The 26,725-nt window shown below is 63.9% G+C and carries 24 protein-coding genes; 18 read left to right on the top strand and 6 right to left on the bottom strand.

Translation table 11 applies throughout. The annotated features are described in order from the left end of the window. From WA950_RS07620 to WA950_RS07550, 15 genes are all read left to right on the top strand, one after another. The coding region (locus WA950_RS07620) for a hypothetical protein (RefSeq protein WP_424551099.1) at positions 1-630 on the top strand (630 nt) is incomplete at its 5' end. Continuing rightward, positions 614-1,999: a surface carbohydrate biosynthesis protein gene (locus WA950_RS07615; protein ID WP_424551098.1), complete on the top strand. Its 1,386-nt coding sequence runs from the start codon at positions 614-616 to the stop codon at positions 1,997-1,999. The genes WA950_RS07620 and WA950_RS07615, both read left to right, overlap by 17 nt. Next, complete coding sequence (locus WA950_RS07610) at positions 1,996-3,363, top strand: capsule biosynthesis protein (protein WP_424551097.1); 1,368 nt, start codon at positions 1,996-1,998, stop codon at positions 3,361-3,363. Before WA950_RS07615 ends, WA950_RS07610 begins: the two co-directional genes overlap by 4 nt. Next, a complete protein-coding gene (locus WA950_RS07605) occupies positions 3,360-5,846 on the top strand; it encodes a hypothetical protein (protein ID WP_424551096.1) in 2,487 nt (828 codons plus the stop codon). Before WA950_RS07610 ends, WA950_RS07605 begins: the two co-directional genes overlap by 4 nt. Beyond that, complete coding sequence (locus tag WA950_RS07600; RefSeq protein WP_424551095.1) at positions 5,843-6,595, top strand: glycosyltransferase family 2 protein; 753 nt, start codon at positions 5,843-5,845, stop codon at positions 6,593-6,595. Before WA950_RS07605 ends, WA950_RS07600 begins: the two co-directional genes overlap by 4 nt. 75 nt (positions 6,596-6,670) lie before the next feature. Continuing rightward, entirely contained in the window at positions 6,671-8,017 is a 1,347-nt protein-coding gene (locus WA950_RS07595; RefSeq protein ID WP_424551094.1) for an N-acetyl sugar amidotransferase, read from the top strand. Then, positions 8,014-8,775 carry an imidazole glycerol phosphate synthase subunit HisF gene (gene hisF, locus WA950_RS07590; RefSeq protein WP_424551093.1) on the top strand — a complete coding sequence of 254 codons (762 nt, stop codon included), beginning with the start codon at positions 8,014-8,016 and terminating at the stop codon, positions 8,773-8,775. Before WA950_RS07595 ends, hisF begins: the two co-directional genes overlap by 4 nt. Further along, the gene (hisH, locus tag WA950_RS07585) at positions 8,772-9,422 is read left to right on the top strand and encodes an imidazole glycerol phosphate synthase subunit HisH (protein ID WP_424551092.1); all 651 of its coding nucleotides are present in this window, start codon (positions 8,772-8,774) and stop codon (positions 9,420-9,422) included. Before hisF ends, hisH begins: the two co-directional genes overlap by 4 nt. Next, positions 9,422-10,432 carry a Gfo/Idh/MocA family protein gene (locus tag WA950_RS07580; protein WP_424551091.1) on the top strand — a complete coding sequence of 337 codons (1,011 nt, stop codon included), beginning with the start codon at positions 9,422-9,424 and terminating at the stop codon, positions 10,430-10,432. The genes hisH and WA950_RS07580 overlap by 1 nt, the downstream gene beginning before the upstream one ends. Further along, positions 10,425-11,156 (top strand): cytidylyltransferase domain-containing protein, encoded by a 732-nt coding sequence (locus WA950_RS07575; RefSeq protein WP_424551090.1) that lies wholly within the window; start codon positions 10,425-10,427, stop codon positions 11,154-11,156. Before WA950_RS07580 ends, WA950_RS07575 begins: the two co-directional genes overlap by 8 nt. Continuing rightward, positions 11,153-11,959, top strand: coding sequence for an SDR family oxidoreductase (locus tag WA950_RS07570; RefSeq protein WP_424551089.1), 807 nt, complete (start codon positions 11,153-11,155; stop codon positions 11,957-11,959). Before WA950_RS07575 ends, WA950_RS07570 begins: the two co-directional genes overlap by 4 nt. 14 nt (positions 11,960-11,973) lie before the next feature. Then, a complete protein-coding gene (gene neuB, locus WA950_RS07565; protein ID WP_424551088.1) occupies positions 11,974-13,017 on the top strand; it encodes an N-acetylneuraminate synthase in 1,044 nt (347 codons plus the stop codon). After that, positions 13,014-14,144, top strand: a complete 1,131-nt coding sequence (gene neuC, locus WA950_RS07560; RefSeq protein WP_424551087.1) for a UDP-N-acetylglucosamine 2-epimerase — start codon at positions 13,014-13,016, stop codon at positions 14,142-14,144. Before neuB ends, neuC begins: the two co-directional genes overlap by 4 nt. Continuing rightward, a complete protein-coding gene (locus WA950_RS07555; RefSeq protein WP_424551086.1) occupies positions 14,134-14,760 on the top strand; it encodes a NeuD/PglB/VioB family sugar acetyltransferase in 627 nt (208 codons plus the stop codon). Before neuC ends, WA950_RS07555 begins: the two co-directional genes overlap by 11 nt. A gap of 1 nt (position 14,761) precedes the next feature. After that, positions 14,762-16,228, top strand: a complete 1,467-nt coding sequence (locus WA950_RS07550) for an aminotransferase class I/II-fold pyridoxal phosphate-dependent enzyme (protein ID WP_424551085.1) — start codon at positions 14,762-14,764, stop codon at positions 16,226-16,228. A gap of 87 nt (positions 16,229-16,315) precedes the next feature. Here WA950_RS07550 and WA950_RS07545 read toward each other — a convergent pair whose 3' ends face one another. The 4 genes from WA950_RS07545 to WA950_RS07530 form a co-directional block, all read right to left on the bottom strand. Further along, positions 16,316-18,247: a polysaccharide biosynthesis protein gene (locus WA950_RS07545; protein ID WP_424551084.1), complete on the bottom strand. Its 1,932-nt coding sequence runs from the start codon at positions 18,245-18,247 to the stop codon at positions 16,316-16,318. A 154-nt stretch (positions 18,248-18,401) separates the two neighbouring features. Next, positions 18,402-18,968, bottom strand: coding sequence for a sugar transferase (locus tag WA950_RS07540; protein WP_424551083.1), 567 nt, complete (start codon positions 18,966-18,968; stop codon positions 18,402-18,404). Between the two features lie 97 nt (positions 18,969-19,065). Continuing rightward, positions 19,066-20,373, bottom strand: a complete 1,308-nt coding sequence (locus tag WA950_RS07535; protein ID WP_424551082.1) for an O-antigen ligase family protein — start codon at positions 20,371-20,373, stop codon at positions 19,066-19,068. Further along, positions 20,357-21,091 carry a glycosyltransferase family 25 protein gene (locus tag WA950_RS07530; protein WP_424551081.1) on the bottom strand — a complete coding sequence of 245 codons (735 nt, stop codon included), beginning with the start codon at positions 21,089-21,091 and terminating at the stop codon, positions 20,357-20,359. The genes WA950_RS07535 and WA950_RS07530 overlap by 17 nt, the downstream gene beginning before the upstream one ends. A gap of 181 nt (positions 21,092-21,272) precedes the next feature. On the opposite strand from WA950_RS07530, the gene WA950_RS07525 reads away from it, so the two are divergent. Next, positions 21,273-22,895 carry an ABC-F family ATP-binding cassette domain-containing protein gene (locus tag WA950_RS07525; RefSeq protein WP_424551080.1) on the top strand — a complete coding sequence of 541 codons (1,623 nt, stop codon included), beginning with the start codon at positions 21,273-21,275 and terminating at the stop codon, positions 22,893-22,895. Between the two features lie 22 nt (positions 22,896-22,917). Here the strand turns inward: WA950_RS07525 and WA950_RS07520 are convergent, their stop codons facing one another. After that, positions 22,918-23,322, bottom strand: coding sequence for a (R)-mandelonitrile lyase (locus WA950_RS07520; protein WP_424551079.1), 405 nt, complete (start codon positions 23,320-23,322; stop codon positions 22,918-22,920). A 95-nt stretch (positions 23,323-23,417) separates the two neighbouring features. Here WA950_RS07520 and WA950_RS07515 point away from each other — a divergent pair, with 95 nt between their 5' ends. Beyond that, positions 23,418-24,632, top strand: a complete 1,215-nt coding sequence (locus tag WA950_RS07515; protein WP_424551078.1) for a TIGR03862 family flavoprotein — start codon at positions 23,418-23,420, stop codon at positions 24,630-24,632. Positions 24,633-24,639: 7 nt separating this feature from the next. Here WA950_RS07515 and WA950_RS07510 read toward each other — a convergent pair whose 3' ends face one another. Beyond that, positions 24,640-25,413, bottom strand: coding sequence for an IclR family transcriptional regulator (locus tag WA950_RS07510; RefSeq protein ID WP_424551077.1), 774 nt, complete (start codon positions 25,411-25,413; stop codon positions 24,640-24,642). Positions 25,414-25,639: 226 nt separating this feature from the next. On the opposite strand from WA950_RS07510, the gene WA950_RS07505 reads away from it, so the two are divergent. Continuing rightward, positions 25,640-26,710: an ABC transporter substrate-binding protein gene (locus WA950_RS07505; RefSeq protein ID WP_424551076.1), complete on the top strand. Its 1,071-nt coding sequence runs from the start codon at positions 25,640-25,642 to the stop codon at positions 26,708-26,710. Positions 26,711-26,725: the final 15 nt, after the last annotated feature.

The raw sequence follows: 26,725 nt of genomic DNA, 5'->3' as shown, positions 1-26,725 counted from the left end.
CGGCTCGACATCTGGCGCGACATCGACGTGGAGAGCGTCCAGCGCGACACGATCGTGCTGCTGAGCTACCGCGATCCCGACTATCGCGCGCCGAACTCCTTCAAGGAGGTCCTGCGCCTGTTTCTCGAGGCGGCGCAGCGCCATGCGGGCACGGGCGTGCGGTTCGTGGTGAAGGCCAAGAACATCGCTGACAGCGACGAGATCCGTGGCGCGGCCGGCGCGCTGGAACGGTTCGTCGAGGTCGATCATCAGGTCCCCCTGACGTCGCTCCTGCCGCGCGCGCATCTGGTCATCGGGTTCAATTCGCTGTCGGTACTGGAGGCGCAGTTCTGCAAGGGCCGGACGGCGGTGCCCTATTGGGGCGATGCGATGCGACCGTCGGAAGAGCTGATCTTCGACCCGGCGGACCCGGTCGCCGCGAAGGTGATCGATTTTCCGCGCGGGCCGCAGGTGCTCGATGCGCTGATCGACGAGGCGGCAAGGGGCGAGCTGCAAACCGCCGCATCGGCGGAAGAGCGCTATGCGGTGATCCGGGGGGTCTTCCACATACCGGGCGACCGCTCCTGCTCGAAGGAAGTCGAGCGCTATGTATTGAACGCGATTGGAAAGAACGATGCCGCAGTCCAATAGTGTCGCTCTGGTCGTCGACAATCCGAAACGGGACCTGCGGGGCGTCGTCCTGACCGCCTATCAGCTGGCGCGCAAGGGATGCAGCACGGCCATCGTTCCCATGTATGCGCAGGGCTACGATATTCCCCTGTCGCCGCCGGATTTCGTTCTCCTGAACTATATACGCCTGGGCAATGAAGAACTTGCGCGTTCCTACCGCGAACTGGGCATCCGCGTGGCCGTGATGGACACGGAAGGCGGCATCTTTTCGCGCAAGGGGCGGGCGGAGCCGAGTACCTGGGCTACCACCTTGAAGGAGAGCGGGCTGTCGGCGCTGGTCGACGAATATTTCCTGTGGGGCGATGCCGTTCGCCAGGCGTTTCTTGCAAATAGCGGGATCAGTGCGGAGAAGCTGCATCTGACGGGCTGCCCGCGCTATGACCTCGGCTCGCCGCCCTGGAATGCGGCCCTTGCCTACCGGCGCTCGGGTTTTATCCTGGTGAACACGAATTTTCCTGCCATCAATCCCGTCTTCACTAGGTCGGCCGAAGAAGAAAAACGGATCTTCCGGTCACTTGGATGGTCGGATGCCTATCTTTCACAATGGTTCGAGCAACTCGAACACCTGTTTCCGCGTTATCTCGACGAGGTCGAGGCGATGGCGCGAGCCATGCCGCAGCAACTCGTCATCGTGCGGCCCCATCCCTTCGAGAATATTGAACACTATCGCCGCCGGTTCGCCGATGTGCCCAATATCGAGGTCGACGGTTCCGGCGATGTGCTCAACATGATCCATGAAGCGACATGCATCGTTCACCTCAATTGCGGGACGGCCGTGGATGGCCTGTTGCAGAAGAAGGTGCCGGTTTCGCTGGAATATCTCAATACGGAGCTGCTCCTCGACCATACACCGCTGCCCTCCCAATTGAGCCTCAAGCCCGGCTCGCGCGCAGAGATGATCGAGACGGTCAGGGGTCTCGTCGAGGGAAGCGTCGCTTTCGATCACGATGCCGCCTTTGCTGAAATCGAACCCTGGTTCTATCGCGCCGATGGAGCGGCGGGCGAACGGGTTGCCTCGCTGCTGGCGACTGCGGCCGCCGGCCAGCCCCGTTCCAGTCTTTCCCACGCGATCCGCGGCGGTCGCGCCGTGCCGTCGGCAAAGCAGGTCCTGCAGGGGCTTGCGACGGTTGCGCTCGGCAGCCGCCTCGTCGGCAGGCTTCGCAGCAAGGTCGAAGCCGCCCGGCGCGGCAAGGACATCGAGGTGAGCGACGTTCAGTCCCTGCTCGATCTCTACGCATCGGCATCGCAAGGCCCCCGTTACCGCGCCCGGCCGGCACGCAACCGGCTGACCGGTATGGCGCTCAGCACAATCGAGATTCTGCCCGCATGAGGGACACGATCGTCTTCGTCAGCCTTGCCGGCAATCAATCCGCATTCTTCGCTGCCCTTGAGCCCTTCGTTCGCGATGCGGGCATGGATGCGGTGCATGTCTGCTTTCATGAGGGCTCGGCGAAGGAGCTGAAGAATGCCGGGCACCGGGTGTTCAACCCGTTCGACCTGTCCCGCGAGGGCGATCCGCCGTCCTTCGAGGACTATCGTATCGCCAATCCGGCGCTGCTGATCGCGCATGAGAAAGCCGCCTACGAGATCAGCGACACGCAGGCGCTCCTCCTGAAATTCCGCCGGCACCTGGCCGCGATGGAGAAGGTTTTCGCAACGCTCATCGGCGAGGGGCGGAACCTCGTGGTCGTGCAGGAACTCGGGGGCTTCACCTCGGTTCTTGCGGCCTATTTCGTCGCGCAGCGTCATGGCGTCCCGAACTATTTCATAGAGCCGTCCTTCTTCAAGGGACGCTTCTTCCTGACGCGCGACAGCTTCGGCGCGCCGCGCATCCAACGCAGCGCCGAGAGCGCGGGCGAGGAGGTGCGAAGCGTGCTCGCTCGCATCCGCGACAGTCAGACCGTCGTGATTCCGGTCAAGGACGCCCTGCATTATCGGGGCGCGCGTCACAAGCTCACGGATCCCAAGAACTGGCGGCGCCTCGTCGAAAAGCTCGTCCAGAAATACGTCCTGAAGCAGCAGGAGGAGTTCCAGCATATCGGCGGACATGTCCGCCGGCATGTGCGCATGACGATGAACGCTGCGAAACTGCGCAAGTTCTATGCGGAAATTCCGGCGGCCAGCCCGTTCATCTACTATCCCCTGCACGTTCCCGCCGATTTCGCCCTGACGATCCGCTCGCCGGAATATCTCGACCAGCTGTCGCTCATCGATTTTCTCTGTCGGGTAGCCCCGATCGGCCGAAAGGTGGTCATCAAGGAGCACCCCGCGCTGATCGGCGCCCTGCCGGCCGGCCGCATGTCCGAGCTCCTGCGCCGCCACGACAATCTCGTCCTGCTTTCGCCGGGCATCAACAATCATGTGGTTCTGCGTCAGGCGGAGGCCGTCGTGACGGTCAACTCCAAGGCGGGTGCGGAAGCGCTTCTTTATCAGCGGCCGGTCATCGCGCTCGGCGATTCCTTCTATCGCGACAGCGGGCTTGTGACGGTGGTCGATGCACTGAAGGACCTTCCCACTCGTCTTTATTCGAAAATGCTGATACAAGAAGAAGATGTAAACCGCTTCCTGCAGGATGTCTGGTCGGCGAGCGTGCCGGGTGAGCTCTACGATCTGCGGGAGGCAAATGTCGCCGAATTCGCTGGCTCGCTGCTCGGTGTGCTGCGGAAGAACGTTGGAGGAGTTCCAACAGGGTGATACGCCCGGTCGCCATCGTTGCGCTTTTGCTATTGGCCGGCATCTTGCCGGCCGTCTGGTCTATATCATCTCTGGCAGCAGCGCTTCTGACGGCGCCCGCTCTCCTGTTGGTGCCGACCGGGCTCGGGCTTGCCGCGACCTATGGGATCTCCGGCCGCAGGCCGGCAGATCTCACCGCGCTTCAGGCGCTGCTCCTTGCCTATTTCGTCGGCCTCTTTCTCTTCATTCTCCTCTTTGTTGCATCGGAGCGGTTTCTAGCCGAACCGTTGCGGCCCGGTGTTCTGACGGGAGGCATATGGGTTGTCGCCCTTGCCGGCTGGTGGCGCATGCGCGCCTTGCTGGCGGTTCCGGGTGAGGCGGTGCGGCCGTTGCTGATTGTCGCGGTTATTGCCGGCCTGCTCGTTGCGGTTCGCTATGCCACCACGATCGTGATCTATTCCGATTTCCCGGTCCTGGACCTGTTCCAGAGAATCCAGTTCCACGGCGGTGCGTGGGAGTTTGCGCGCAACCTTACCCTGAACCCGTTCGTCGCCTCGTCCTATATACCGTTCCAGCAGCTTCAGCTCGGCCTCTTCCTGCGTCTGACCGGAGTCGATCCGCTTGTCGCGGAATGGGTTTGGCCGCTCGTCATGGCGCCATTGCAGATCGGGGCGTTCTACGCCTTCTTTTCGGGGCTCCTGCCGCAGCGGCGGGCGCGTATCCTGGCATTTGCGGTGGCTTTCGCGCAGTGTGGATTGTCCAATCCGACGAACGGCACGATCGCCGAACTGGCCTCCATCACCGTCCTGTCAATTCTCCTGGCGGGAACCCGGCACGATGAGATGCATGCCAAGGCCATCGCCCTGCGCCTCCTGGCGCTTGTCATCGGCATCGCGATCGGCCTGACCCTGATGAAGCTGCCATTGGCAGGGGCAGGGCTTGCGTCTTTCGCCATGATCCTGCTGTTCGGCATCCTGATGGCGGGCGCTCGTTACGGCCTTCTTGCCGCGATCACCCTTCTTGCCGCTGTAGCGCTCCCCTTCCACCGGGGCGCACTGCTCTTCCTCGTCCTGGGGGGCGCAACCGTCGCTGCGTACGGCTATCTCGTCCTAGTCCAGCAATATGGGGGAGAAAAGGTTCGCAGCTTCCTGCGCGGCTTGCTGATTGCGGCTATGGCCGTTGCTGCCGCCATGACGGTGAGGATCCTCCTCCTGCGGGAGGGGCAGCCCGACGCATTCGGCCTCTGGTCGTTTTTCGATCTGCTTTTGATGCCGCTTGCCGGCAAGAGCCTGTCGGTGGTTGCCGTTGACGGCGATCTTGCGCCCGGCGCCGGTTCGCGTATCGCCCTGTTCGAGCTTGTCCGCGCGGTCTCGCCCCTGGTTGTCGGTGTCGTGACGGCCTATACCGCCCTTCTCTCCTTCCCCCCATTCCGGCGCCGCTGGGGTTTTTCCCGCGACGAAGACGAGGCCCGGGCACTCTCCCTGGCCCTCTTGTTCTTCGGCCTCGTGATCGTGATCCTGACCGGCTTTCCCTTCATCCACCGCGCCAGCTTCCTTGCGATCCTGCTCGTCAGTGGTGCGATCGCCCATATCTTCCTGTCGACGCGGTTCGATGCCTTCGCGTCGCGCCTGCTTGCCTTTGCCTTGGCCGCCTATGGCATTGTCGTGGTTGCGGCGGTGTATGTTGTCGCGCCACCCGGTGTGCAGCCCTACCTTGAGCGCGCCTTGCCGGTCTTTGCGGTTCTCGGCATCGCCCTTGCGGCAATGCCGTTCATCGTTCGGGGGCGCTTGAAGCCGTGGAACTGGCGAAATGGCGCCATTCTGGTGCTGGTCATCACCGCGGAAACGGCGGCTTCGAACACCTATTTCAAGCGTTACGCGTTCAGCAGCCAGATCCCGCCGTCCTCCGGCGCGCTCGCCTCTTTCGATGAAAGGGACCTGGCCCTGGCAAGGTTCGTCGCGGATCGGACGAACGGGGCGGAGATCCTTGTGTCCGACCCGAAGATGATGGCGTTCCTTCGCGCACGCACGGGCCTTTATCCCTTCCTTGCCAGTTCCAATCTCGGCACGGTCGATGTGGCGGCCAGTGAAGAGCTCGTCTCGCTCCTGAATACGACGATCTCGGAGAGGCCGGATCCGCAGCTTTGCGGCAAGTTGGCGGCGATGCTGGAAGCGGGGAATTCCGCAATCTACAGCTACGGTGCCGCACGACACGGCATGTCGCCGCAAAGCGGGGAGAGCGTGCTCGACGCACTCGGCTACGACAATCGTATGGTACCCTCTTACAATGGCCAGTTGGCGGCGGCATCGAACGTTGCTATGGGGCAGCGGTTTCTCATCATCTTCGACCGGACGACGATGGATTGGCTGGGTGATCCAAAGGATCTTCGCTATTTCCCCGTCCATGGTCCTCTGCCTTCGAGGGTGATCGCCAATCTCGACCGGACGTTTCCCGTCCACCACGTCTTTCAGGACACTTACATCGCCGAGCTGGAATGCAAATGACCCGCGACCTCGTTTCCATCGTTACGCCGGCCTACAAGGCTGCGGCCTATGTTGCCGAAACCATCCGCTCCGTGCAGGCGCAGACCTACGGGGCTTGGGAAATGCTGATCGTCGAGGATGGCTCCCCGGACGACACGTGGAAGATCGTTGCCGAATATGCAGCGGCCGATTCCCGGGTGAAGCTGATCCGGCAGGCCAATGCCGGTCCCGCCATGGCGCGCCAGAAGGCCCTCGAGCATGCAGCAGGCCGCTACGTCGCTTTTCTCGACAGCGACGATCTCTGGCTTCCCGAAAAACTTGAGCGTCAACTTGCCTTCATGGGGGAACATTCTTCGGCGTTAAGCTTTACAGCATTCCGCCGCATCACTGCCGACGGCAGCACGACGGGCCGCCTGATCGAGGTTCCTGCCGAAATGACGTACCGCAGTCTCCTAGGTAACACCGCAATCGCGACATCGACAGTATTGATTGACCGCGAAAAGACGGGGCCTTTCCAGATGACGAAGACTTACTACGACGATTTCGTTCTCTGGCTGGGAATTCTGAAGCGCGGCCATGTTGCTCACGGCTTCAATGAAGACTTGATGCGCTATCGTGTCCTCGACCAATCTGTATCGCGAAACAAATGGCGCTCCATGCGCATGGTGTGGAAGACATATCGCGAGATTGAAGGCCTTGGTTTCATTCCCGCTTGTTCTGCTTTTGCAGGCTATGCATGGAACGCCTGGTGGAAGTACAAAAAATTTTAGTCTATGACGAAGACCGCCCGTAGTGGTGGGCGGAAATCACGTCGATCCTAACAACAGAATAGAGAAGACAGCGTCATGAATCGAATTCCTTCTCCGCTCCGTATCGACAAATCTCTTTTCTCCGACGATGCGCATGCGCATAAAACCAAATACGGTTTGCCGTCGAAGGTTAAGTTCTGTGTTCGCTGCGTTATCTCCAATCAGCGCCCCAATTCTGCGGTGGAGTACAAGCATACCAAGGAAAGCAAGAAAGCAACGATTGCTTTCGACGAGGATGGAGTGTGCGATGCATGCCGCTTTGCCGAGAACAAGCGGGCCGGAATAGATTGGGAGAAACGCGAGCGGCAGCTTGTCGAACTTTGCGACACATTCCGCAGCCGGAACGGGAGCTATGACTGCATCGTTCCGGGCTCGGGCGGCAAGGACAGCTTCTATGCGTCGCATGTCCTGCGCACGAAATACGGCATGCATCCGCTGACCGTAACCTGGGCACCGCATATCTACACCGATTGGGGCTGGCGGAATTTCCAGAGTTGGATCCATGCGGGCCACGACAATCTGCTGACGACGCCGAACGGCCGCGTACATCGCCTTCTGACGCGTCTTGCGGTCGACAACCTGTTTCATCCCTTCCAGGCCTTCATGTTCGGCCAGAAGGCGCTGGCGCCGAAAATGGCCCTCCTGCACAAGATCCCGCTCGTCTTCTTCGGTGAAAACGAGGCCGAGTACGGCAATCCCATCGGTGATACCGATACGGCCAAGCGCGACTGGTCCTACTTCACCTCGGATGATCAGTCGAAGGTCAGTCTGGGTGGCGTTCCGGTTCCCGATCTGAAGGCGCATTTCGGCGTCGAGCAGCAGGATCTCCTGCCCTATCTGCCGGCGAACCCCGCTGAAATCGAGAGCCAGGGTGTCGAAGTGCACTATCTCGGCTACTATCTCAAATGGCATCCGCAGAGCTGCTATTATTACGCTGTCGAGCATGGCGGCTTCCAGGCATCGCCCGAAAGGACGCCGGGAACCTACAGCAAGTACAACAGCATCGACGACCGCATCGACGATTTCCACTACTACACGACGGGCGTGAAGTTCGGTCTCGGTCGTGCAAGCTACGATGCCGCGCAGGAAATCCGCTCCGGCGACATCACGCGCGATGAGGGCGTCGCGCTGGTCAAGCGCTTCGACCACGAATGGCCGGACCGCTTCGCCGACGAGATCTTCCGTTATCTCAGCATCACGCCGGAGGAGTTCCCGCAAGCCAGCGTCATGTTCGAGGAGCCGATCATGACGCGCGAATATTTCGACACGCTCGCCGACACGTTCCGCAGCCCCCACCTGTGGAGATGGGAAGGCAACCGCTGGCAACTGCGCCATGCGGTTTGGCATGAAGAAAATGCCGGCCGCACCGAGGCTGCCCAGTGAAGAATGTCCGGATCATTCCGCGCCTCGACATCAAGGGGCCCAATCTCATCAAGGGAATTCACCTTGAGGGCCTTCGCGTGGTCGGCGATCCGCATGCCTTTGCGCTGCGCTACTACGAGGAAGGCGCGGATGAACTCGTCTTTATGGATATCGTCGCGAGCCTCTACGGTCGCAACAATCTGAGCGGCATCATCGAGCGGGCGGCCGATCGCGTCTTCATTCCGATCACGGTGGGCGGTGGGATCCGCTCGGTCGACGATGCGCGCCATATCCTGCGTTCGGGTGCGGACAAAGTGGCCATCAACACGGCCGCCGTCCAGCGTCCCGCGGTGATCGGCGAGATTTCGCGCGAGTTCGGCTCGCAGGCGACGGTGCTGTCGATCGAGGCGAAGTCGGTCGGCACCGGCCGCTGGGAGGCCTATACGGACAACGGACGCGAGCGCACCGGCCTCGATGTCATCGACTGGGTGAAGCGGGCCGTCGATCTTGGCGCCGGCGAGGTCCTTTTGACCTCGGTCGACCAGGAAGGCACGCGCAAGGGCTATGATCTCGACCTGATCGGCCAGGTGACAGAGGCCGTTTCCGTGCCGGTCATCGCCAGCGGCGGGCTTGGCAGCATGGCGCATTTGAATGCCGCGCTCGCCTTGCCGCGCTGCTCGGCGGTTTCAATGGCTGATGTCCTGCACTACAAGCGGCTTTCACTTCCCGACATCAAGAACACCGTTCGCGAGGCCGGCATGACCACGAGGTTTGCATGACGACGGCCGATATCACATTGGTTGATTATGGCATGGCGAACATGCTGAACGTTGCCCGTGCCTTCCGGCATTGCGGTGCCGAGATTCGCGTCGTCGAAAGCGCGGCCGAGGCAGGCCCGGCCGACCGGCTCGTCGTGCCCGGCGTCGGTGCGTTCGAGAAAAGCATCCGTGCCGTGCGCGAGAAGGGCTTCGACGACCTTATCCGCCGCCATATCGAAACAGGCCGGCCGTTTCTCGGCGTTTGCGTCGGCATGCAGATGCTGTTCGATGCGAGCGAGGAATTCGGCGAGCACGAGGGCCTCGGCATCCTGCCCGGCCGGGTCGAAAAGGTTCCCGCTGTCGATACGGCCGGCGAACCGCAGCTCGTACCCCATATCGGCTGGAGCGCGCTTGTGCCGGCAGATGCGCAGCGCTCCTGGGAGGGCACCCTGCTTGCCGGTCAGCAGCCGGCAGAAGCGAGTGTCTATTTCGTACATTCCTTCGCTGCCCGTCCGGCGGACGAGCGCGACATGCTGGCCGACTGCCTTTATGGCGGCCATCGCATCTGCGCGGCGGTGCAGCGCGACAATATCTGCGCGACGCAATTTCATCCCGAGCGCAGCGGCGAAATCGGCCTTTCCGTCATCCGCCGCTTCCTGAGCCTGTGATGAGCAAGCCGTTAGAGAGAGTTCTTGTCGTCAGTCTCGGCAGCATCGGGCGCCGGCATCTGCGCAACCTGCGCAGCCTGCTGCCCGAGGCCGAGCTGGCTGTCCTGCGCCGTCCGGGCAGTGCGGCGACGGCCGAGGGCGCAAACCACGTCTTTCAGGACCTGCCGTCCGCGCTCGCCTTCCGGCCGGATGCGGCGATTGTCGCCTCCCCCGCCACCGAGCATCTTGCCGTCACACGCGCGCTCGTGGAGCAGGCGATCCCGGTTCTGGTGGAAAAGCCTTTTGCAGACCGGCTTGAGGGGCTTGCCGGGCTGGTGGCTGAAGCCGAGGCGAAGGGCCTTCCGCTTTTCGTCGCCTATAACCTGCGCTTCCATCCGATGGTGCAGAGGGTGCGCGCCATTCTTGCAGACAATGGTATCGGCCGCGTGCTGTCCGCGCGGGCCGAGGTCGGGCAGTATCTCCCCGACTGGCGGCCCGGCCAGCCCTATCAGCAGGGCGTTTCGGCCCGGCGCGACCTTGGCGGCGGCGCCTTGCTCGAACTCAGCCACGAGATCGATTATATCTACTGGCTCCTCGGCAGGCCTGCACGGGTCTTTGCCGCTGGCGGACGTCTCGGCGAACTCGAAATCGACGTCGAGGATACGGTATCGTTGACGCTGCGCTACGGCGATGTCGCGCCTATCGTGAACATCCATCTTGATTTCCTGCAGCGGGCGGTCACGCGGCAGTTTAGGATCGTGGGGGCCGAAGGCACGATCGCGGGGAACATGATCACCGGCGAACTCGACCTCTACCTTGCCGGGGCCGGTAGCTGGACGCGCGAGATTCTCCGTCCGGCGGACCCGAACCAGCTCTATCTGGACGAGGTCTCGGATTTCTTCTCTGCCGTCAGGGGCGGCCGGGCGGCGGTCCTTCCGGCCGGGCGGCAGGGCATGGATGTCATCTGCCTGGTCGAGGCGGCGCGGCAATCCATGGCCGAGCGAAGGGAAGTGGAAATCGATTATGACTGACAAGGCCATGCGCACCATCGCATTCGTTTTCGCCCGGGGCGGTTCCAAGGGCGTGCCGCGCAAGAACGTCCGCCAGCTGGACGGCAAGCCGCTGATCGCCCATTCCATCGAGGTCGGGCTGGCAACGCCCGGCGTGGAAACGGTGATCGTCTCGACGGACGACGCGGAAATCGCGGCGGTCGCCCGTGCGCACGGTGCGGAGGTTCCCTTCCTTCGCCCGGCCGAGCTTGCGCAGGACAGTTCGCCCGAATGGTTGGCCTGGCGGCATGCCGTCTCCTGGTTTCAGAAGGAGCGGGGCGCCTTCGACTGCTTCGTCAGCCTGCCGGCGACCTCTCCCTTCCGCGCCGTCGAGGACGTGACCGCCTGCATCGAGAAGATCCGGCAGGACCCGGCGACGGATGCGGTGATCACCGTCACCGAAGCGAGCCGCAGCCCCTATTTCAACATGGTGCGTCTCGACGGCGAGCAGCGCGCCGAGATCGTCATCCAATCCGGGACAGGTATCGTCCGTCGTCAGGACGTGCCGCCGGTGTATGATATCACCACCGTAGCCTATGCGGTCCGCCCGCATTTCATCCAGTCGGCCGAGCGCCTGTTCGACGGCCGGGTGAGTGCCGTCCAGGTGCCCGTAGAACGGGCCGCCGACATCGACACAGAGTACGACTTTCGCCTTGCCGAAGCCATTGCGGCCATGCGACGAGAAGCCCGGAAGGAAACCCGATGAGATCGTTCAAGCAGTTGATGTCGCTCGAAGGGCGCGTCGCGGTCATTACTGGCGGGGCAGGGCATATCGGCCGCGCCATCGCGGCGGGCCTGGCCGAACTCGGCGCGACCGTCTGCCTGCTCGACCGCTCGGACGAAGCGCTGGACAAGGCCGCGCAAGACCTTCGCACGCGCGTTTCAGGCGCCCGGATCGAATGCCTGCGTCTCGACCTCGAGAGCGAGGCGGAACGCAATCTCGTGGCTGGCACGGTGGCGGAACGCTTCGGCCGGCTCGACATCCTCGTCAACAATGCCGGTTTCGTCGGCGACAGCCAGTTGACGGGCTGGGTGACGGAATTCGAGCAGCAGTCCATCGAGACCTGGCGCCGGGCGATCGAGGTCAACCTGACGGCGGCTTTCCATCTCAGCCAGTCGCTGAGCGCGCTGCTGCGCGCCTCGGGACACGGCGCGATCGTCAATGTCTCCTCGATCTACGGCAATGTCGGGCCGGACATGTCGCTCTATGACGGCACGGCCATGGGCAATCCCGCCGCCTACGCCGTCAGCAAGGGCGGTGTCGTGCAGATGACGCGCTGGCTGTCGACGGTCATGGCTCCCGAGGTTCGCGTCAACTGCATCAGTCCCGGCGGCGTCGCGCGGGGCCAGTCGGAGGCTTTCGTGGAGCGTTATGTGGCCCGCACGCCGCTGAAGCGCATGGGACAGGAAGAGGATTTCATCGGCGCAGTCTGCTATTTCGCAAGCGATCTGTCGGGTTGGGTCACGGGCCAGAACCTGATGGTGGACGGCGGCTGGACGGCGTGGTGAAGAAGGGCAGGGACATGGCAGCGAAATCAGTATTCGTTATCGCCGAAGCAGGCGTCAATCACAACGGAGACCCGGAGCTTGCCTGCGAGCTGGTTCGCGCCGCCGCGAAGGCCGGGGCGGATGCCGTTAAGTTCCAGACCTTCAAGGCCGAGAAGCTTGTTGCGCCGGGAACCGCCAAGGCGGCCTATCAGCAAAAGAACACCGGGTCGGGCGATCAGCTCGGCATGCTGCGTTCGCTGGAGCTTTCCGAGGAAACCCACCGGCGTCTTTTCGCGCTCTGTGCGGAGTGCGACATCGAGTTCATGTCGACGCCTTTCGACGAGGAGAGCGCTGATTTCCTCGTTTCGCTCGGTATGAAACGCATCAAGGTTCCCTCGGGCGAACTGACCAACCATCCCTTCCTCGCCTTTCTCGCGGCCAAGAAGCTGCCGATCATAATCTCGACCGGCATGGCCGATCTGGACGAGATTGCCGAGGCGGTTGACGTCATCCGGCGGGCCTGGGCGAAAGCCGGCGAGACGCGTGCGGTGGACGATCTCCTGACGGTGCTTCACTGCACATCCGATTATCCGGCCAGGCTTCAGGACGTGAACCTACGCGCCATGGGCACCATCGCGGAGCGGGTGGCGCTGCCGGTCGGCTATTCCGATCACACGCAGGGCATTCTCGTCTCGCTCGGCGCCGTGGCCATGGGGGCCGGCGTCATCGAAAAGCATTTCACCCTCGACAAGGAGCTTCCCGGGCCGGATCACAAGGCCTCGCTCTCGCTGGAAGAGCTTGACGAGATGGTGGCGTCGATCCGCGCCATGGAGGTTGCGCTGGGCTCGCCGGAGAAGGCTGCGACGGAGGCCGAGCGGCCGGTGCGCGCGCTGGTGCGCCGCAGCGTCGTCGCCACCCGCCCGATCGCCGCCGGCGAAATCCTGTCCGGTGACAATCTCTCGCTTCTGCGGCCGGGCACCGGCATTCCGCCGTCCCGCTTCGAAGAGGTTCTAGGCAAGCGCGCCTTACGGGACGTTCCGGCCGGGCAGGTGCTCGCCTGGGACGACATCGCATCGTGAGGAAAGTGCTCTACCTCAGCGGGACCCGTGCCGATTTCGGGCTGATGCGCCGAACGCTGCAGGCGATCGCTGCGGACGAGCGCCTTGCGCTGGAAATCGCCGTGACCGGCATGCATCTCCTGCCGGCCTACGGCCTGACGGTCAATGAAATCGCCGATGACGGCTTTGCCATTGCCGGCCGTATCGAAACCCCCGACAGCGCGGGATCGGCACGCCAGATGGCCGTGAACATCGCGCGGGTCATCGAAGGGATGGGTAAGGTCATTGCCGACAGCCGGCCCGATCTTCTCGTTCTTCTCGGCGACCGGGGTGAAATGCTGGCGGGTGCCATTGCCGCCACCCACGAAAACGTCGCGATCGTGCACATCCATGGCGGCGAACGGTCGGGCACGGTCGACGAGCCGGTCCGCCACGCCATTTCCAAGCTTGCGCATTTTCACTTTACCTCGACGCAAGACGCACGCCAGCGCCTGATCCGGATGGGCGAGCGCGAGGATCGGGTCTTCGCGGTGGGCGCACCGGGGCTCGATGGCCTCGAGGCGGATGCCGTCCGGCCCCGCGCCGAGCTGCTTGCCTCGCTGCGTCTCGATCCAGCACGCCCTGTCGCCCTGTTCGTGCACCATCCGGTGGTGCAGGACGCCGGCTCGATGGCGCGCGAAACGGAATCCATCCTTGCCGGCCTGTTTGCCTGCGGCTGCCAGATCGTGGCGCTGAAACCCAATTCGGATGCGGGCGGCGAGCATGTGCACGACGTCCTGCAGAGCGCCTCGTCACATCCCGACTTTCGTCTCGTGACCCATTTCCCCCGCAAGGATTTCGTGTCCTGGATGTCCATCGTCGATCTGATGATCGGCAATTCCAGCGCCGGTATCATCGAGGCCGGGAGTTTCGGCACGCCGGTCATCAATGTCGGCTCGCGGCAGAACCTGCGGGAGCGCAATCCGAACGTGACGGATGTCGTGCAGGCGGACGAAAGCCTGACCTCGGTCATCGGCGGTGTCCTTGCGCGCGGACGGCTCGAGCCGCAAAACCTCTACGGCGACGGCGCGACGGCGCCGCGCATCGCGGCGCTGTTGGCCTCCGTACCGCTCGAACCTCGGGACCTGAGAAAATTCAATGCCTATTGAGCGCGTCCACTTTTTCGGCGCCGGCGGACACGCGAAGGTCGTGATCGACGCGCTGCGCGCCGGCAATGGCGAAGCGATCGGCATGCGCGTCTTCGACGACAATCCGGCGCGCGTCGGCACGAGGATCGCGGGGGTAGCGGTTGAGCCCTCAGCTTTCCTCGCCGCCGAGGACTGGTTTCATGTTACGATCGGAACGAATGCGGTGCGCAGCAGCCGTTTCGAGCAAATTGCGGCGGCCGGTTCGCGGCCGCTGACGATCGTTCACCCGAAAAGCGCCGTGGCGTCGTCGGCAACGGTGGGAGCGGGCGCGTTCGTCGCCGCCTTTGCCGTTCTCGGTCCGGACGCTGCGGTCGGAACAGGCACGATCGTCAATCACGGCGCCATCGTCGATCACGATTGCACAGTGGGCCGGTTTTGCCATATCGCGCCGCGCGCGGTTCTGGGAGGCGGCGTGACTGTCGGCGACCGGGTACTGGTGGGCGCGGGCGCGGTGATCCTGCCGGGCCTGACGCTGGCCTCCGATGTGGTCATCGGGGCGGGCGCCGTTATAACGAAGTCGATCAAGCACGCCGGCACCTTCATTGGCACGCCCGCGCGGGAAGTGAGCAGAGGGTAAGGTGGCAGAGATCCAAGAAGTGATTGTTTCGCGAAAGGCGACCCTTCGGGATGCGATGCGTCGCCTGGATCAGGCAGGCATCGGCATTCTCCTTCTCGTTTCGGACGAAGGCGTGCTGGACCGGGCGGTAACCGACGGGGACATTCGTCGTCTCATTCTGGCAGGCCACGGGCTCGATGAAGCGCTCGATGCCCTGCCGGAGGCGAAATGCATCACGGCGCCGCTTGGCGCCACCCGCCGGGAGGCGCTGGAGTTGATGAACCGCCACGGGATCAGCCATCTGCCGCTCGTGGATGAACGCGGCCAGGCGAAAAAACTGCTGATGCGCCGGGAGATCGACGAGCAGGTTCTGCTGTCGACGCCGCATATGGGCGATGCCGAGCGGGAATTCGTCGAGCAGGCGTTCCTGACCAACTGGATCGCGCCGCTCGGCCCCAATGTCGATGCTTTCGAGACGGAACTCTGCGCCTTTGTCGGTTCGGCCCACGGCGCGGCCGTCTCCTCCGGCACGGCCGCCATCCATCTTGGCCTGCGCCTTCTCGGCGTCGGCCCCGGCGACAAGGTCTTCTGCTCCACGCTGACCTTTTCCGCGAGCGCCAATCCCATCGTCTACCAGGGCGCCGAGCCGGTCTTCATCGATTCGGAAGCGTCGAGCTGGAACATGTGTCCGAAGGCGCTGGAGCGGGCCCTGTCCACCGCAGCCTCGGAGGGCTGGCGACCGAAGGCGGTCATCGTCGTCAATCTCTACGGCCAGAGCGCCGACATGGACCCGATCCTCGAACTCTGCGCGGCCTATGACGTGCCGGTGCTTGAGGATGCTGCCGAATCGCTGGCAGCGACGTACAAGGGACGCCAGAGCGGCACCTTCGGCAAGATCGGGGTCTTCTCCTTCAACGGCAACAAGATCATCACCACGTCGGGCGGCGGCATGCTGGTCTCCGACGACAAGGAGATCGTCGCACGGGCCCGTTTCCTCGCCACCCAGGCGCGCGATCCGGCGCCGCACTACCAGCACAGCGAGATCGGCTACAATTACCGCATGAGCAACATCCTGGCGGGTGTCGGGCGCGGCCAGTTGCGCGTCCTCGAAGAGCGCGTCGCCGCGCGGCGCGGGGTCTTCGAGCGCTACCGCGACGGCCTTGCCGATGACGGCCTCCTCGAATGGATGCCCGAGCCGGACTGGAGCTTTTCCAACCGCTGGCTGACCACGGCGACCGTGTCGTCTGGTGCCGCCCATGACAGCGCCGGCATCATCAGGCGGCTGGCCGGCGAGATGATCGAGGCCCGCCCGGTCTGGAAGCCGATGCACCTCCAGCCGGTCTTTGCCGGCACGCGCTATTTCACGGCCGGCAACAGCTCCGTGTCGGAAGATCTCTTCGAGCGCGGTATCTGCCTGCCGTCCGGCTCCAACATGTCCGAAGAGCAGCTCGACCGCGTCATCTCCACGCTGAAGACGCTTCTGCGCTGATTTTCCAGCCCCAGGCGGGGACAAACGAAAACGGCGGCGCGTGTCTCGCACACGCGCCGCCGTCTGTTTTTCACGGGTATTCCGCGGTCAGCCGAAGGAGGTCGACGGCTCGGATGCGGTCTCTCCGCTGATCAGGTCGAACAGCAGTTTTCTTGCCTGCGCTTCGTCTTCCGCGGTGATTGCCGCATCGAGATCGCGCAGGGACTTTTCCATGTCGTAGCGTGCGATGGCAGCGGAGTCGGCGCGCAGGATCTTCGGGTGCCGGGTCGGTAGCGCGTTGTCGCGGTTGTAGAACAGCTCCTCATAGAGCTTTTCGCCCGGCCTTATGCCGATGACCTCGATGGCGATGCCGCTGTCGGGGTTCCTGGCGTCGCGCACCTGGAAGCCGGCGAGCCGGATCATGTTTTCCGCCAGGTCCCCGATGCGCACGGGCTCGCCCATGTCGAGCAGGAAGACATCGCCACCGGCCGAAAGCGCCCCGGCCTGCACGATGAGTTCGGCCGCTTCAGGGATCGACATGAAGTAGCGCGTCATGTCGAGGTCGGTGATGGTGACGGGGCCGCCCTTGGCGATCTGCTGCTTGAAGAGCGGCACGACCGAGCCGTTCGAGCCGATCACATTGCCGAAGCGCACGGCGCAGAAGGTCTGCCTGCCGCCCTTGGCCTGCGCCTCGATCGCCATCTGCCGCACGATGAGTTCGGCCCAGCGCTTCGTGGCGCCCATGACGTTGGTGGGGCGCACCGCCTTGTCGGAGGAGATCAGCACGAAGCTTTCGATGTTTTCTTCCGCCGCCGTGCGCGCCACGGTCAGCGTGCCGAAGACGTTGTTGTGGATGCCTTCCAGAACGTTGGCTTCGACGAGCGGCACATGCTTGTGCGCCGCCGCGTGGTAAAGCACCTGCACGCCGTGCGAGCGGATGGCGCGCCGCACGAGGCTTGCATCCGTCACCGAGCCCAGCACCGGTACGACCGTGTGGTCGCCGGCGGCAAGCAGTTCCTGCTCGATCTTGTAGAGTGCGAATTCGCTTGCCTCGAGCAGAACGAGTTTCTTCGGCTTCCAGCGGATGATCAGGCGACACAGTTCCGAGCCGATCGAGCCGCCGGCGCCGGTGACCATGACGATCTTGCCGGTCAGCGCCTGGTTCAGGAGATCCTTGTCGGCAGGAATGAAGGAGCGGCCGAGCAGTTCGTCCAGCTCGATCTCGCGGATCTGGTTGACGATATACTTGCCGTCCACGATGTCGGAAATATCCGGAAGGGTGCGCACGCGTACGCCGAGCCCGGTAACGCGCGCGATCACCGCCTGCCGTGTCTCGGCGGGGATCGAGGACATGCTGAGCACGATTTCCTTGATGCCGTAGCGGTCGATCAGGATCGGCAGGTCGCTGGAGGGAAAGACGCGGTAGCCGGCGATGTCGCGGCCGTGATTGGCCGGATCGTCGTCGATCAGGCCCATGACGTAGCGGTTGCCGTGGCCCTTGAGGGCGCGCGCGAGCTGTGCGGCGGTCGGGCCGGTGCCATAGATGAAGATCGGGTCCTCGTCGCGGCGCAGGCCCGTGCCCTGGTTCAGGATCCACTTGGCGGCAAAACGGATGCCGCCGATGAGCAGCGTCCCCAGCACGAAATAGAGGAACGGCACGGAGCGCGGCACGATGCCCTGTCCGGCCATTTCCATCAGGAAGATGATGATCACCCAGCTCATCGTGGCGATGAGCATGGCGCGCAGGATCGTCCAGATGGCGGCCTCCGGCAGATAGCGGATGACCGACCTGTAGAGGCCGAGCTTGATGAAGACGGGGATCGCTACCGCCGCTGCAAGGGCTGCAAGAACAAGACGCTCGGTGGTGATTGCCGGCATCCATTGCACAAGCCGGATGGCGTAGCTCGCCCACAGCGCGATCATCAGCGCCGCGATGTCGATGCCGATCATCAGGATGCGTTTCCACAGGCGCGGGATTTCGACCAGGCGCTCGCGGATATCCCGGACCAAACGGTGATCGGTGAGGGTGGTGCCTGTCATCGTTCTACGCACGCTCCAACTGCTGAACTCCGCGTGTCATGTGCGGAGCGAATTCGAGCTTTTCCGCTTTTCCTCGAATTGCGAAAACGCCCTGTCCATTTGTTTCCAGGCAATTCCGGACGCAAAACCGCTTACGCATTTTTGCTGGAATCGCCTAGTGCGATACGCCTGCTGCACCCGTCACTTTTATGGCGGTCATCAGCAGAATGCGCAAATCGAAATAAAAGCTTTGCCTTGTGCAATACTCTGCGTCCAGTGCCACCTTTTCAGGCACGGACAGCTCGTCCCGCCCGTTCACCTGCGCCCAGCCGGTAAGGCCCGGTGCGAGCCGGTGTACGCCCCGGGCCGTGCGCGCCGCTATCAGATCGTCCTGGTTGAAGAGGGCCGGGCGCGGGCCGACGAGGCTCATCTCGCCCTTCAGGATGCACCAGAGCTGCGGCAGCTCGTCGAGGCTCGTCTTGCGCAGGAAGCCGCCGATCGGCGTCAGGTGGCGGTTCGCATCCTTCAGGAGATGCGTCGCAACCACCGGGGCGTCGATCCGCATGGTGCGGAACTTCGGCATCGAGAAGAGGCGGTTGTCGCGCCCGACACGATCCGACCAGTAAAGGGCAGGTCCCTTCGACGTCAGGCGCACCGCAAACGCGACGATGGCCATCGGCAGGGCGAAAACGAGGATGGCCACGCTTGCAACGGTGACATCGAATGCACGCTTCAACGACATTGGGGTCCGGTCCGGGGTTCCTGCTGGCAGTTCTAGCTTCGTTTTCGGGCTTCCATAGGGCAGTTTGCCGCTGCCTGCTAGTGCGGGTTCAACGCGTTCACGGGGATTGCCGCCGCCGCAGGAGCATGATCGCAAAGATCGCGCCGCCCGCAAGCAGGAAGAAGCTCTCGCCGAGCGCCAGACGATTGTTGGAATTCGTGGCGATCGTGGCGAAGAAGAAGAAGCTCATGCTGTAGAGATAGGCGGCCGTGCTCGACGCGATGCGGCCGTCGCGACGGGCCGCGTTCAACCGCTGCGCGGCGGCGACGGTGAAGACCAGCAGGAAGGCGAAACCGAGCAGGCCGTGCCGCACGAGGATTTCCAGATAGCCGTTGTGCAGCAGCGTGTAGCCGACATCCGCATAGGTGGTCCGCGTCCATTCCGTCAGCCAGCCATTGCCCCAGCCGACGAGCGGCGAGGCCTCGATCAGTTCCAGCGCATTGGACCAGAGCATCAGGCGTTCGCGCATGGCGGAGGGCACGGTCTTGTCGGCAATCGTCGCCTGCATGGCGCCGACGGGGTCTTTCGTGGCGAGCGCGGTGTCCATCATGGTCACGGCGGCATCCGCGGTGGAACCGGCGACCTTGACCACATAGGGGGCCGCAACGGCGCTGACGGCGAGCGCCAGGACGACAAGCCCGCCGAGCAGGTGGAGCCGCCACCGGCCGGCGAGGTGATAGAGCGAGAGCAGGGCCATGAAGCCCATCGTTGCGGTGAGCGCCAGCCACGCGCCCTTCGACTGCGAGCCGAGCACGCCGACGAGGCTGAGGACGGCCGTCGAAAGGCCAAGCGCAAGGCAGGGCCATTTCAGTCGCCCCGCGTAACGTCCTGTCTCGGCGGCATGGAGCAGCCAGAATACGGCTGTCAGGAACAGCATGCAGCCGCCGATGCCGGCATGGATGGGGTTGTGGTGGAACAGCGGCGCGGCGCGTTCCCCGGCAAAGATGGTTCGAAAATCCAGCGTGACGACGAGCCCGACGAGGCCGCAGGCGAGAAGCAGGGTTCCGGCCGAAAAAATGTAGCGTCGTGTAGCGTAGAGCGCGACGCCGACGAGCGGGAACAGCGCCGGGAAGGCATAGAGCCATTCCGACGTTCCCTTCTGACCGTAGACGACCATGCCGAGGATGAAGCGAACAAGCGCATAGCCCGCCCAGGCGTAGCAGAGGAGAGCAAGCCAGTCGCGCGAGATGCGCGCTGCCTCCGGCCGGTGCCGGATGAGCGCGAAGGCGACGAGGGCGAGGGTGACATAGCGATAGATGTCGCTCTCGACCAGCATGGCGGAGGCAAGCAGCGCCCAGAGTGCGGAAAACAGGGCGGCGCGGACGCGTTCGCGGGCCGGGCCCGGAAGGTCAGCGGCCAAGTGCATAGCCGATCCTGCGGACGGTTTCGATGATACGGATGCCATGGGTCCTGAGACGCCTCCACCAGGGGAATTTCGCGGCCCTGTACGCCGCCCGTGTCGCAATCGTGGTGCTGTCGCGCTTGGGGGCGGCAACGTCCTTCAGCGTCGTGTAGATGCGGGCGTCGTAGGCCCAGCCGCGTTCAAGCGCGATGTCCCACGGAAACTGCATGATCCTCAGGCCTTCGAGCAATCTGGCTGCGCCGGCGCGTGTCACGGCATAGCAGGCCGCCGAGCCCTGGGGGCCGTGCGTTGTGCGGCCGATCTCGTCGCCAGCGCTGGTCGTGGCGGCACGCCGGAAGCCGACGATGCGGTGGTTGAAGAGCTTTATGACGTCCGCTTCCGGCAGCGCTTCAACGGCCGCTTCGGCGCGGCTCAGGAGATCGGCCGTCAGTTCTATATCGTCCTCGACGATCACGGCGGCTGGCTCGCCCGTCTCCAGGAAGGCGGCGAGCACCTTCAGGTGACTGCGGTAGCAGCCATATTCGCCGGGCAGGATCGTGCGGCCGTTGTTGCGCGCAAAGGCGCGCGCGTCGCAGCCGATGCGCTCTTCGGCCGGCGTCTTCGTGCCGTCGACGCCGGGCACGCGGACGAGGGGAAGATGCAGCGCTTGTGCACTTTCGGACAGCGCATGCCAGCGATCGGCCGAACGGTCGAGATTGATCGCATAGATGCTGATGCTCATTGCCCACCATGATTGCTGACAGACGGCCGCGTGCAGCGGCGTCCCTGCGGGGCAAAAGCCGCCCGCTCTTGGGCGTTCGCCTACCATTTTCTGGGCCGTATTCGCAACCCGCCGGTCTTGCCGCATGGACTCGGTGCACCGCATCATGGCATAGGGCGCGCAACGACGAGGCCCCCGTTCCATGATCCGCATCGACAATATCAGCAAGTCCAACAGCCACCGCATCCTCTTTATCGAAGCCGCCGCCGCGTTGAACCGCGGCGAGAAGATCGGTCTCGTGGGGCCGAACGGCGCGGGCAAGACGACGCTCTTCCGCATGATCACCGGGCAGGAGCAGCCGGACGAGGGGCAGGTCACGGTCGAGAAGAACGTCTCCATCGGCTATTTCAGCCAGGATGTCGGCGAAATGGAAGGGCGCAGCGCCGTTACCGAGGTGATGGACGGGGCGGGGCCGGTGAGTTCCGTCGCGGCGGAACTGCGTGAGCTTGAGGCGGCGATGGTCGATCCGGACCGTCTCGACGAGATGGATGCGATCATCGAGCGCTACGGCGAGGTGCAGGCGCGCTACGAGGAGCTTGACGGCTACGGGCTGGAGAGCCGGGCGCGCGAGGTCTTGGCCGGTCTCAGCTTCAGCGAAGAGATGATGGAGGGCGATGTCGGCAAGCTTTCGGGCGGCTGGAAGATGCGCGTGGCACTTGCCCGCATCCTGTTGATGCGGCCGGACGTCATGCTGCTCGACGAGCCGAGCAACCACCTTGACCTCGAAAGCCTGATCTGGCTCGAACAGTTCCTGAAGGGCTATGACGGCGCACTTCTGATGACCTCGCACGACCGCGAGTTCATGAACCGCATCGTCAACAAGATCATCGAGATCGACGGCGGCTCGCTCACCACCTATTCCGGCGACTATGGCTTCTACGAGCAGCAGCGCGCGCAGAACGAGAAGCAGCAGCTGGCGCAGTTCGAGCGCCAGCAGGCGATGCTTGCCAAGGAGATCAAGTTCATCGAGCGCTTCAAGGCGCGCGCATCCCATGCCGCACAGGTGCAGAGCCGGGTGAAGAAGCTCGACAAGATCGAGCGCGTCGAGCCGCCGCGCCGCCGTCAGACCGTGATGTTCGAATTCCAGCCGGCGCCGCGTTCGGGCGAGGATGTCGCCAACCTCAGGAACGTCGACAAGGCCTATGGCAGCCGGTCGATCTACCAGGATTTCAGCTTCCTGATCCGCCGCCGGGAGCGCTGGTGCGTGATGGGCGTCAATGGTGCCGGCAAGTCGACGCTGCTGAAGCTCATTGCCGGTGCCACGAAACCCGACGAGGGCAGCGTGACGATCGGGGCCAGCGTCAAGCTCGGCTATTTTGCACAGCATGCGATGGATCTTCTCGACGGCGACCTGACGGTGTTCGAGTGGCTGGAGGCGGAGTTTCCGCGCGCCGGCCAGGGTCCGCTGCGCACGCTTGCCGGCTGCTTCGGCTTTTCCGGCGACGATGTCGAGAAGAAGTGCCGGGTGCTGTCGGGCGGCGAGAAGGCGCGGCTCGTCATGGCGGCCATGCTGTTCGATCCGCCGAATTTCCTGATCCTCGACGAGCCGACGAACCATCTCGACCTCGACACGAAGGAAATGCTGATCAAGGCTCTCGCTGACTACGAGGGCACCATGCTCTTCGTTTCGCACGACCGCCACTTCCTCGCCGCGCTGTCGAACCGCGTGCTGGAAATCAACGGTGACGACGTGCACCAGTATCCGGGCGGTTATAGCGAATACGTCGCCCAGACCGGCCATGAGGCGCCGGGCGTGCCCGGCTGACCTGCCGCAATCGGGCGGATATTCAGCGCGACCTCGCGAGATACTGGTCGTCCGAAACCTGTTCCAGCCAGTCCACCGGCGAACCATTCTCCGATTCGGCAATCGCCACATGGGTCATGGCGGTCTTGTCGGTGGCGCCGTGCCAGTGCTTTTCGCCGGGCGGAAACCAGACGACGTCGCCGGGTCGGATTTCCTCGACCGGCCCGCCGTCGCGCTGCGCCCAGCCGAGGCCGGCCGTGACGATGACGGTCTGGCCGAGCGGGTGGGTGTGCCAGGCGGTGCGCGCGCCGGGCTCGAAAGTGACGATCGCGCCGCCCGCCCGTCCGGGCGCCTCCGCCTTGAAGGGCGTGTCGAGACGGACCTTGCCGGTAAAATAGTCCGCCGAGCCGACTGTCGAGGGGCTGGCGCCGTTGCGTTTGATGTCCATGTCCGTCTCCCTGTTTCCTGCGGCGACCTTACACCGCTGGCGAAGCTGCCGCAGACGATTTATGAGGACGGCAAAAGGTTTCAAGGCGGAAGCGGATGACAAAGCGGATCGGGATTGTCGGCGGTGGGCCGGCCGGGTTGATGGCGGCGGAGGTTCTGTCGGCGCGCGGCCATGCTGTCACGGTGCTGGAGGCGATGCCGACCATCGGTCGGAAATTCCTGCTGGCCGGCAAATCGGGTCTCAATATCACCCATTCCGAACCCTATGCGCGCTTCGCCGCCCGTTTCGGCGCGGCGAACGACCGGCTGCGCACCGCGCTTGATGCCTTCACGCCGGACGACGTGCGGGCCTGGGCGCTGGCGCTGGGCACGGATACCTTCGTCGGTTCGTCCGGCCGGGTGTTTCCGACGGTCATGAAGGCTTCGCCATTGCTGCGGGCCTGGCGGGGGCGGCTCGAAGCGCAGGGTGTCGATATCCGCGTGCGCCATCGCTGGACGGGTATTGCGCCGGGCGGCCTCTCGGTGGAAACGCCGGAGGGCGAGGCGTCGATGGCCTTCGATGCGGTGCTGCTGGCGCTCGGCGGGGCAAGCTGGCCGCGGCTCGGCTCGAATGCCGCCTGGGTCGACGGGTTGGCGGAAAAGGGCGTCGGCATTGCCCCCTTCCGTCCCGCCAATTGCGGTTTCGACGTCGACTGGTCGCCCTTCTTCGTCGAAAGATTTGCCGGTGCGCCGATCAAGGGCGTCACCGCCCGGTCCGCCGCCGGTGAGATTCCCGGCGAATTCGTCGTCTCGAAAACCGGTATCGAAGGCAGCCTGGTCTATGCCCATGCGGCCGCCTTGCGCGATGCTCTGGAGGGGAAGGGGGCCGCGACGCTGACGCTCGATCTTTCGCCCGGGCGGACTGTGGAACGGCTGGCTGGCGACTTTGCCCGGCAGGGGAGCAAGGCGAGCCTTTCCACCCGGCTGCGCAAGGCGGCTGGGCTCGATGGCGTCAAGGCGGCGTTGCTGCGCGAATGCCTGCCGGACGCTGCCAGCCTGAACCCGGACGCGCTGGCGCGGGCCGTCAAGGCGGCGCCGCTCCGTCCGCTGCGGCCGAGGCCCATTGCCGAGGCGATTTCCTCGGCCGGCGGCACCCGCTTCGATGCCATCGATGACGGCTACATGCTGAAGGTGCTGCCCGGTATCTTCGTTTCCGGCGAGATGCTCGACTGGGAGGCGCCGACCGGCGGCTACCTGCTGACGGCCTGCCTTGCGACGGGCCGCGCTGCCGCAGACGGGCTCGATCGCTGGCTATCCGGTCCGGCCGGGTAGGCCGGCATCAGCCCCGTTTCGGCGCATGGCTGAGGCCGGCTGCGGCGTCTTTCAGGCAGTCGAGATAGCGCTCGCGGTTGGCGAGCCCGTCATCGCGCGGGGCGACAAGGCAGAGCGTGGCGGCGGCGTGTCCCTCGTCCATCACCGGCACGGCGAAGCAGTGGGTAAAACTGTCGACGATGCTGTTGAAGGTGAAAAACCCTTCCTGTTCGGCCTGGCGCACCTGGGCGAGAAACGCCGCGGGGTCGAGCCATTCGCCGTTCGGCAGGCGAAAGTCCTCCGGTGGGATGAAGGCGGTGATTTCTTCGTTTGTCATATGCGCGACGAGCAGCCGCCCGGAGGCTGTCCACGGGATCGGCACGGACTGGCCGATATCCGTCGAGATGCGGAAGGGCCGGGCGCCCTCGCGCATCCGCACGACCGTGTATTTGTTGCCGTCGAGCATGCAGAACTGCGCCGTCTCGCGCGTCTCGTCGGCCAGCCGCTCCAGTGCCGCCTCGCATTCACGGGTGAAATCGAAGTGGTTCTCGTAGGCCGCGCCAAGGAAATAGAGCTTCCGGCCGAGATAGACGCGGCCATCGCCGCCCGTGAATTCCAGGATGCCGTTGCGCAGCAACAGGTTCACCAGCTCGTAGACCGATGAGCGCGGCGCGCCGATTTGCGCGGCGATCTCGTTCGGCTTCAGCGCCTGTCGCTTCTGGCGAAGGAAATCGAGGATCTCGAAGGCGCGGTCGAGCCCCCGGGCGCGCTTGCCGCCTGCTTCGTCGGAAATGGCATCCATGCTCTTTGGTCCCCGTCTCGCGTCTTCCGCCTGCTTGTCACGCCGGGCGCCGCGTCTGTCAATCCGGTCGTCCCGGATCGGCTCGAACGAAATTTCCGCCACCCTCTTGCGAGGCGGGAAAATCGGCATAGTATCGCGTCGTCCGGTATTTAGGTCATGTGCACACTATATTGGACATAGACGGATGGCAAGCCCGTACCTGCTGGCCACACAAAAGGGGAACACCATGACAAATCTTGAAAACCGCTCGTCCGCCTCGCTGCGCTGCCGCCTTCTTGCAGGTGCCGCCGCCGCTGCGGCGCTTCTCGCTCTTTCCGCCGGCACGGCGTCCGCAGCCGCCAACTGCATCAAGGGTGATCGCAAGGCGCCCTATACGGTCGGCTGGGCGAACATCTATTCGGTGCCGACCTGGATGAAGCAGACCGAAGGCACCATTGCCGCCGAAGTCGAGGAACTGAAGAAGGCAGGTCTCGTGAAGGACCTGATGATCACGGATGCGCAGGGCAATGCGCAGACGCAGATCCAGCACATCCAGTCGATGATCGACGCCAATGTTGACGCCATCGTCGTCATCGCCGGTTCGTCCAACGCGCTCGACCGCGTCATTTCGGACGCTTGCGACAAGGGCATCGCCGTCGTGAACTTCGACAGCCTCGTCAACACTGACAAGGTGACGGCAAAGATCAATACGGATTCGCTGGAATGGGGTGAGGGCGCAGCCAAGTGGCTTGCCGGGCAGCTCGGCGGCAAGGGCAAGATCATCGTGATGAACGGCCCTGCCGGTATTTCCGTCAGCGATGACCGTCGCAAGGGCGCGCAGCCGGTGCTCGACGCCAATCCGGGCCTCGAAATCATCACCGAGACGAACACGGAATACAACGCCGCGCCTGCTCAGGAAGCGATGACGAGCCTGCTCTTCGCCAATCCGGAAATCGACGGCGTGCTTTCGCTCGGCGGCGCGATTTCGGCCGGATCCGTCATGGCCTTCGACCGTCAGGGCCGCGATCAGGTTCCGATCACCGGCGAGAATGCCCGCCAGTTCCTCGAACTGTGGAAGGAAAAGGGCTTGAAGGGCTGGGCGACCATGCAGCCGAACTGGCTGGGCGCGCTCTCGGTCTATACGGCCGTGCAGGCGCTGGAAGGCAAGGACGTGCCGGCCTTCATCAAGGTGCCGCTGCCGGTCATCGACGACAGCTCGATCGACGGCTATCTCGCCCGCGCGGCAGACTTCCCGGCTGATGGCTACATCTACTCGGATTACGACAAGGCGCTGTTCGACAAGCTGCTTGCCCAGTAATCTCCGTGAAGGATG

This window comes from Shinella sp. (assembly GCF_049651085.1).
Classification (GTDB): Bacteria; Pseudomonadota; Alphaproteobacteria; order Rhizobiales; family Rhizobiaceae; genus Shinella.
This window is presented reverse-complemented; position numbering and strand designations above follow the sequence as displayed.

Coding starts and splice junctions, on each gene's coding strand:
- WA950_RS07615 (WP_424551098.1), top strand. CDS start 614: ATGCCGCAGTCCAATAGTGTCGCTCTGGTCGTCGACAATCCGAAACGG.
- WA950_RS07610 (WP_424551097.1), top strand. CDS start 1,996: ATGAGGGACACGATCGTCTTCGTCAGCCTTGCCGGCAATCAATCCGCA.
- WA950_RS07600 (WP_424551095.1), top strand. CDS start 5,843: ATGACCCGCGACCTCGTTTCCATCGTTACGCCGGCCTACAAGGCTGCG.
- WA950_RS07595 (WP_424551094.1), top strand. CDS start 6,671: ATGAATCGAATTCCTTCTCCGCTCCGTATCGACAAATCTCTTTTCTCC.
- hisH (WP_424551092.1), top strand. CDS start 8,772: ATGACGACGGCCGATATCACATTGGTTGATTATGGCATGGCGAACATG.
- WA950_RS07580 (WP_424551091.1), top strand. CDS start 9,422: ATGAGCAAGCCGTTAGAGAGAGTTCTTGTCGTCAGTCTCGGCAGCATC.
- WA950_RS07575 (WP_424551090.1), top strand. CDS start 10,425: ATGACTGACAAGGCCATGCGCACCATCGCATTCGTTTTCGCCCGGGGC.
- WA950_RS07570 (WP_424551089.1), top strand. CDS start 11,153: ATGAGATCGTTCAAGCAGTTGATGTCGCTCGAAGGGCGCGTCGCGGTC.
- neuB (WP_424551088.1), top strand. CDS start 11,974: ATGGCAGCGAAATCAGTATTCGTTATCGCCGAAGCAGGCGTCAATCAC.
- WA950_RS07555 (WP_424551086.1), top strand. CDS start 14,134: ATGCCTATTGAGCGCGTCCACTTTTTCGGCGCCGGCGGACACGCGAAG.
- WA950_RS07545 (WP_424551084.1), bottom strand. CDS start 18,247: ATGACAGGCACCACCCTCACCGATCACCGTTTGGTCCGGGATATCCGC.
- WA950_RS07540 (WP_424551083.1), bottom strand. CDS start 18,968: ATGTCGTTGAAGCGTGCATTCGATGTCACCGTTGCAAGCGTGGCCATC.
- WA950_RS07535 (WP_424551082.1), bottom strand. CDS start 20,373: ATGCACTTGGCCGCTGACCTTCCGGGCCCGGCCCGCGAACGCGTCCGC.
- WA950_RS07530 (WP_424551081.1), bottom strand. CDS start 21,091: ATGAGCATCAGCATCTATGCGATCAATCTCGACCGTTCGGCCGATCGC.
- WA950_RS07525 (WP_424551080.1), top strand. CDS start 21,273: ATGATCCGCATCGACAATATCAGCAAGTCCAACAGCCACCGCATCCTC.
- WA950_RS07520 (WP_424551079.1), bottom strand. CDS start 23,322: ATGGACATCAAACGCAACGGCGCCAGCCCCTCGACAGTCGGCTCGGCG.
- WA950_RS07515 (WP_424551078.1), top strand. CDS start 23,418: ATGACAAAGCGGATCGGGATTGTCGGCGGTGGGCCGGCCGGGTTGATG.
- WA950_RS07510 (WP_424551077.1), bottom strand. CDS start 25,413: ATGGATGCCATTTCCGACGAAGCAGGCGGCAAGCGCGCCCGGGGGCTC.
- WA950_RS07505 (WP_424551076.1), top strand. CDS start 25,640: ATGACAAATCTTGAAAACCGCTCGTCCGCCTCGCTGCGCTGCCGCCTT.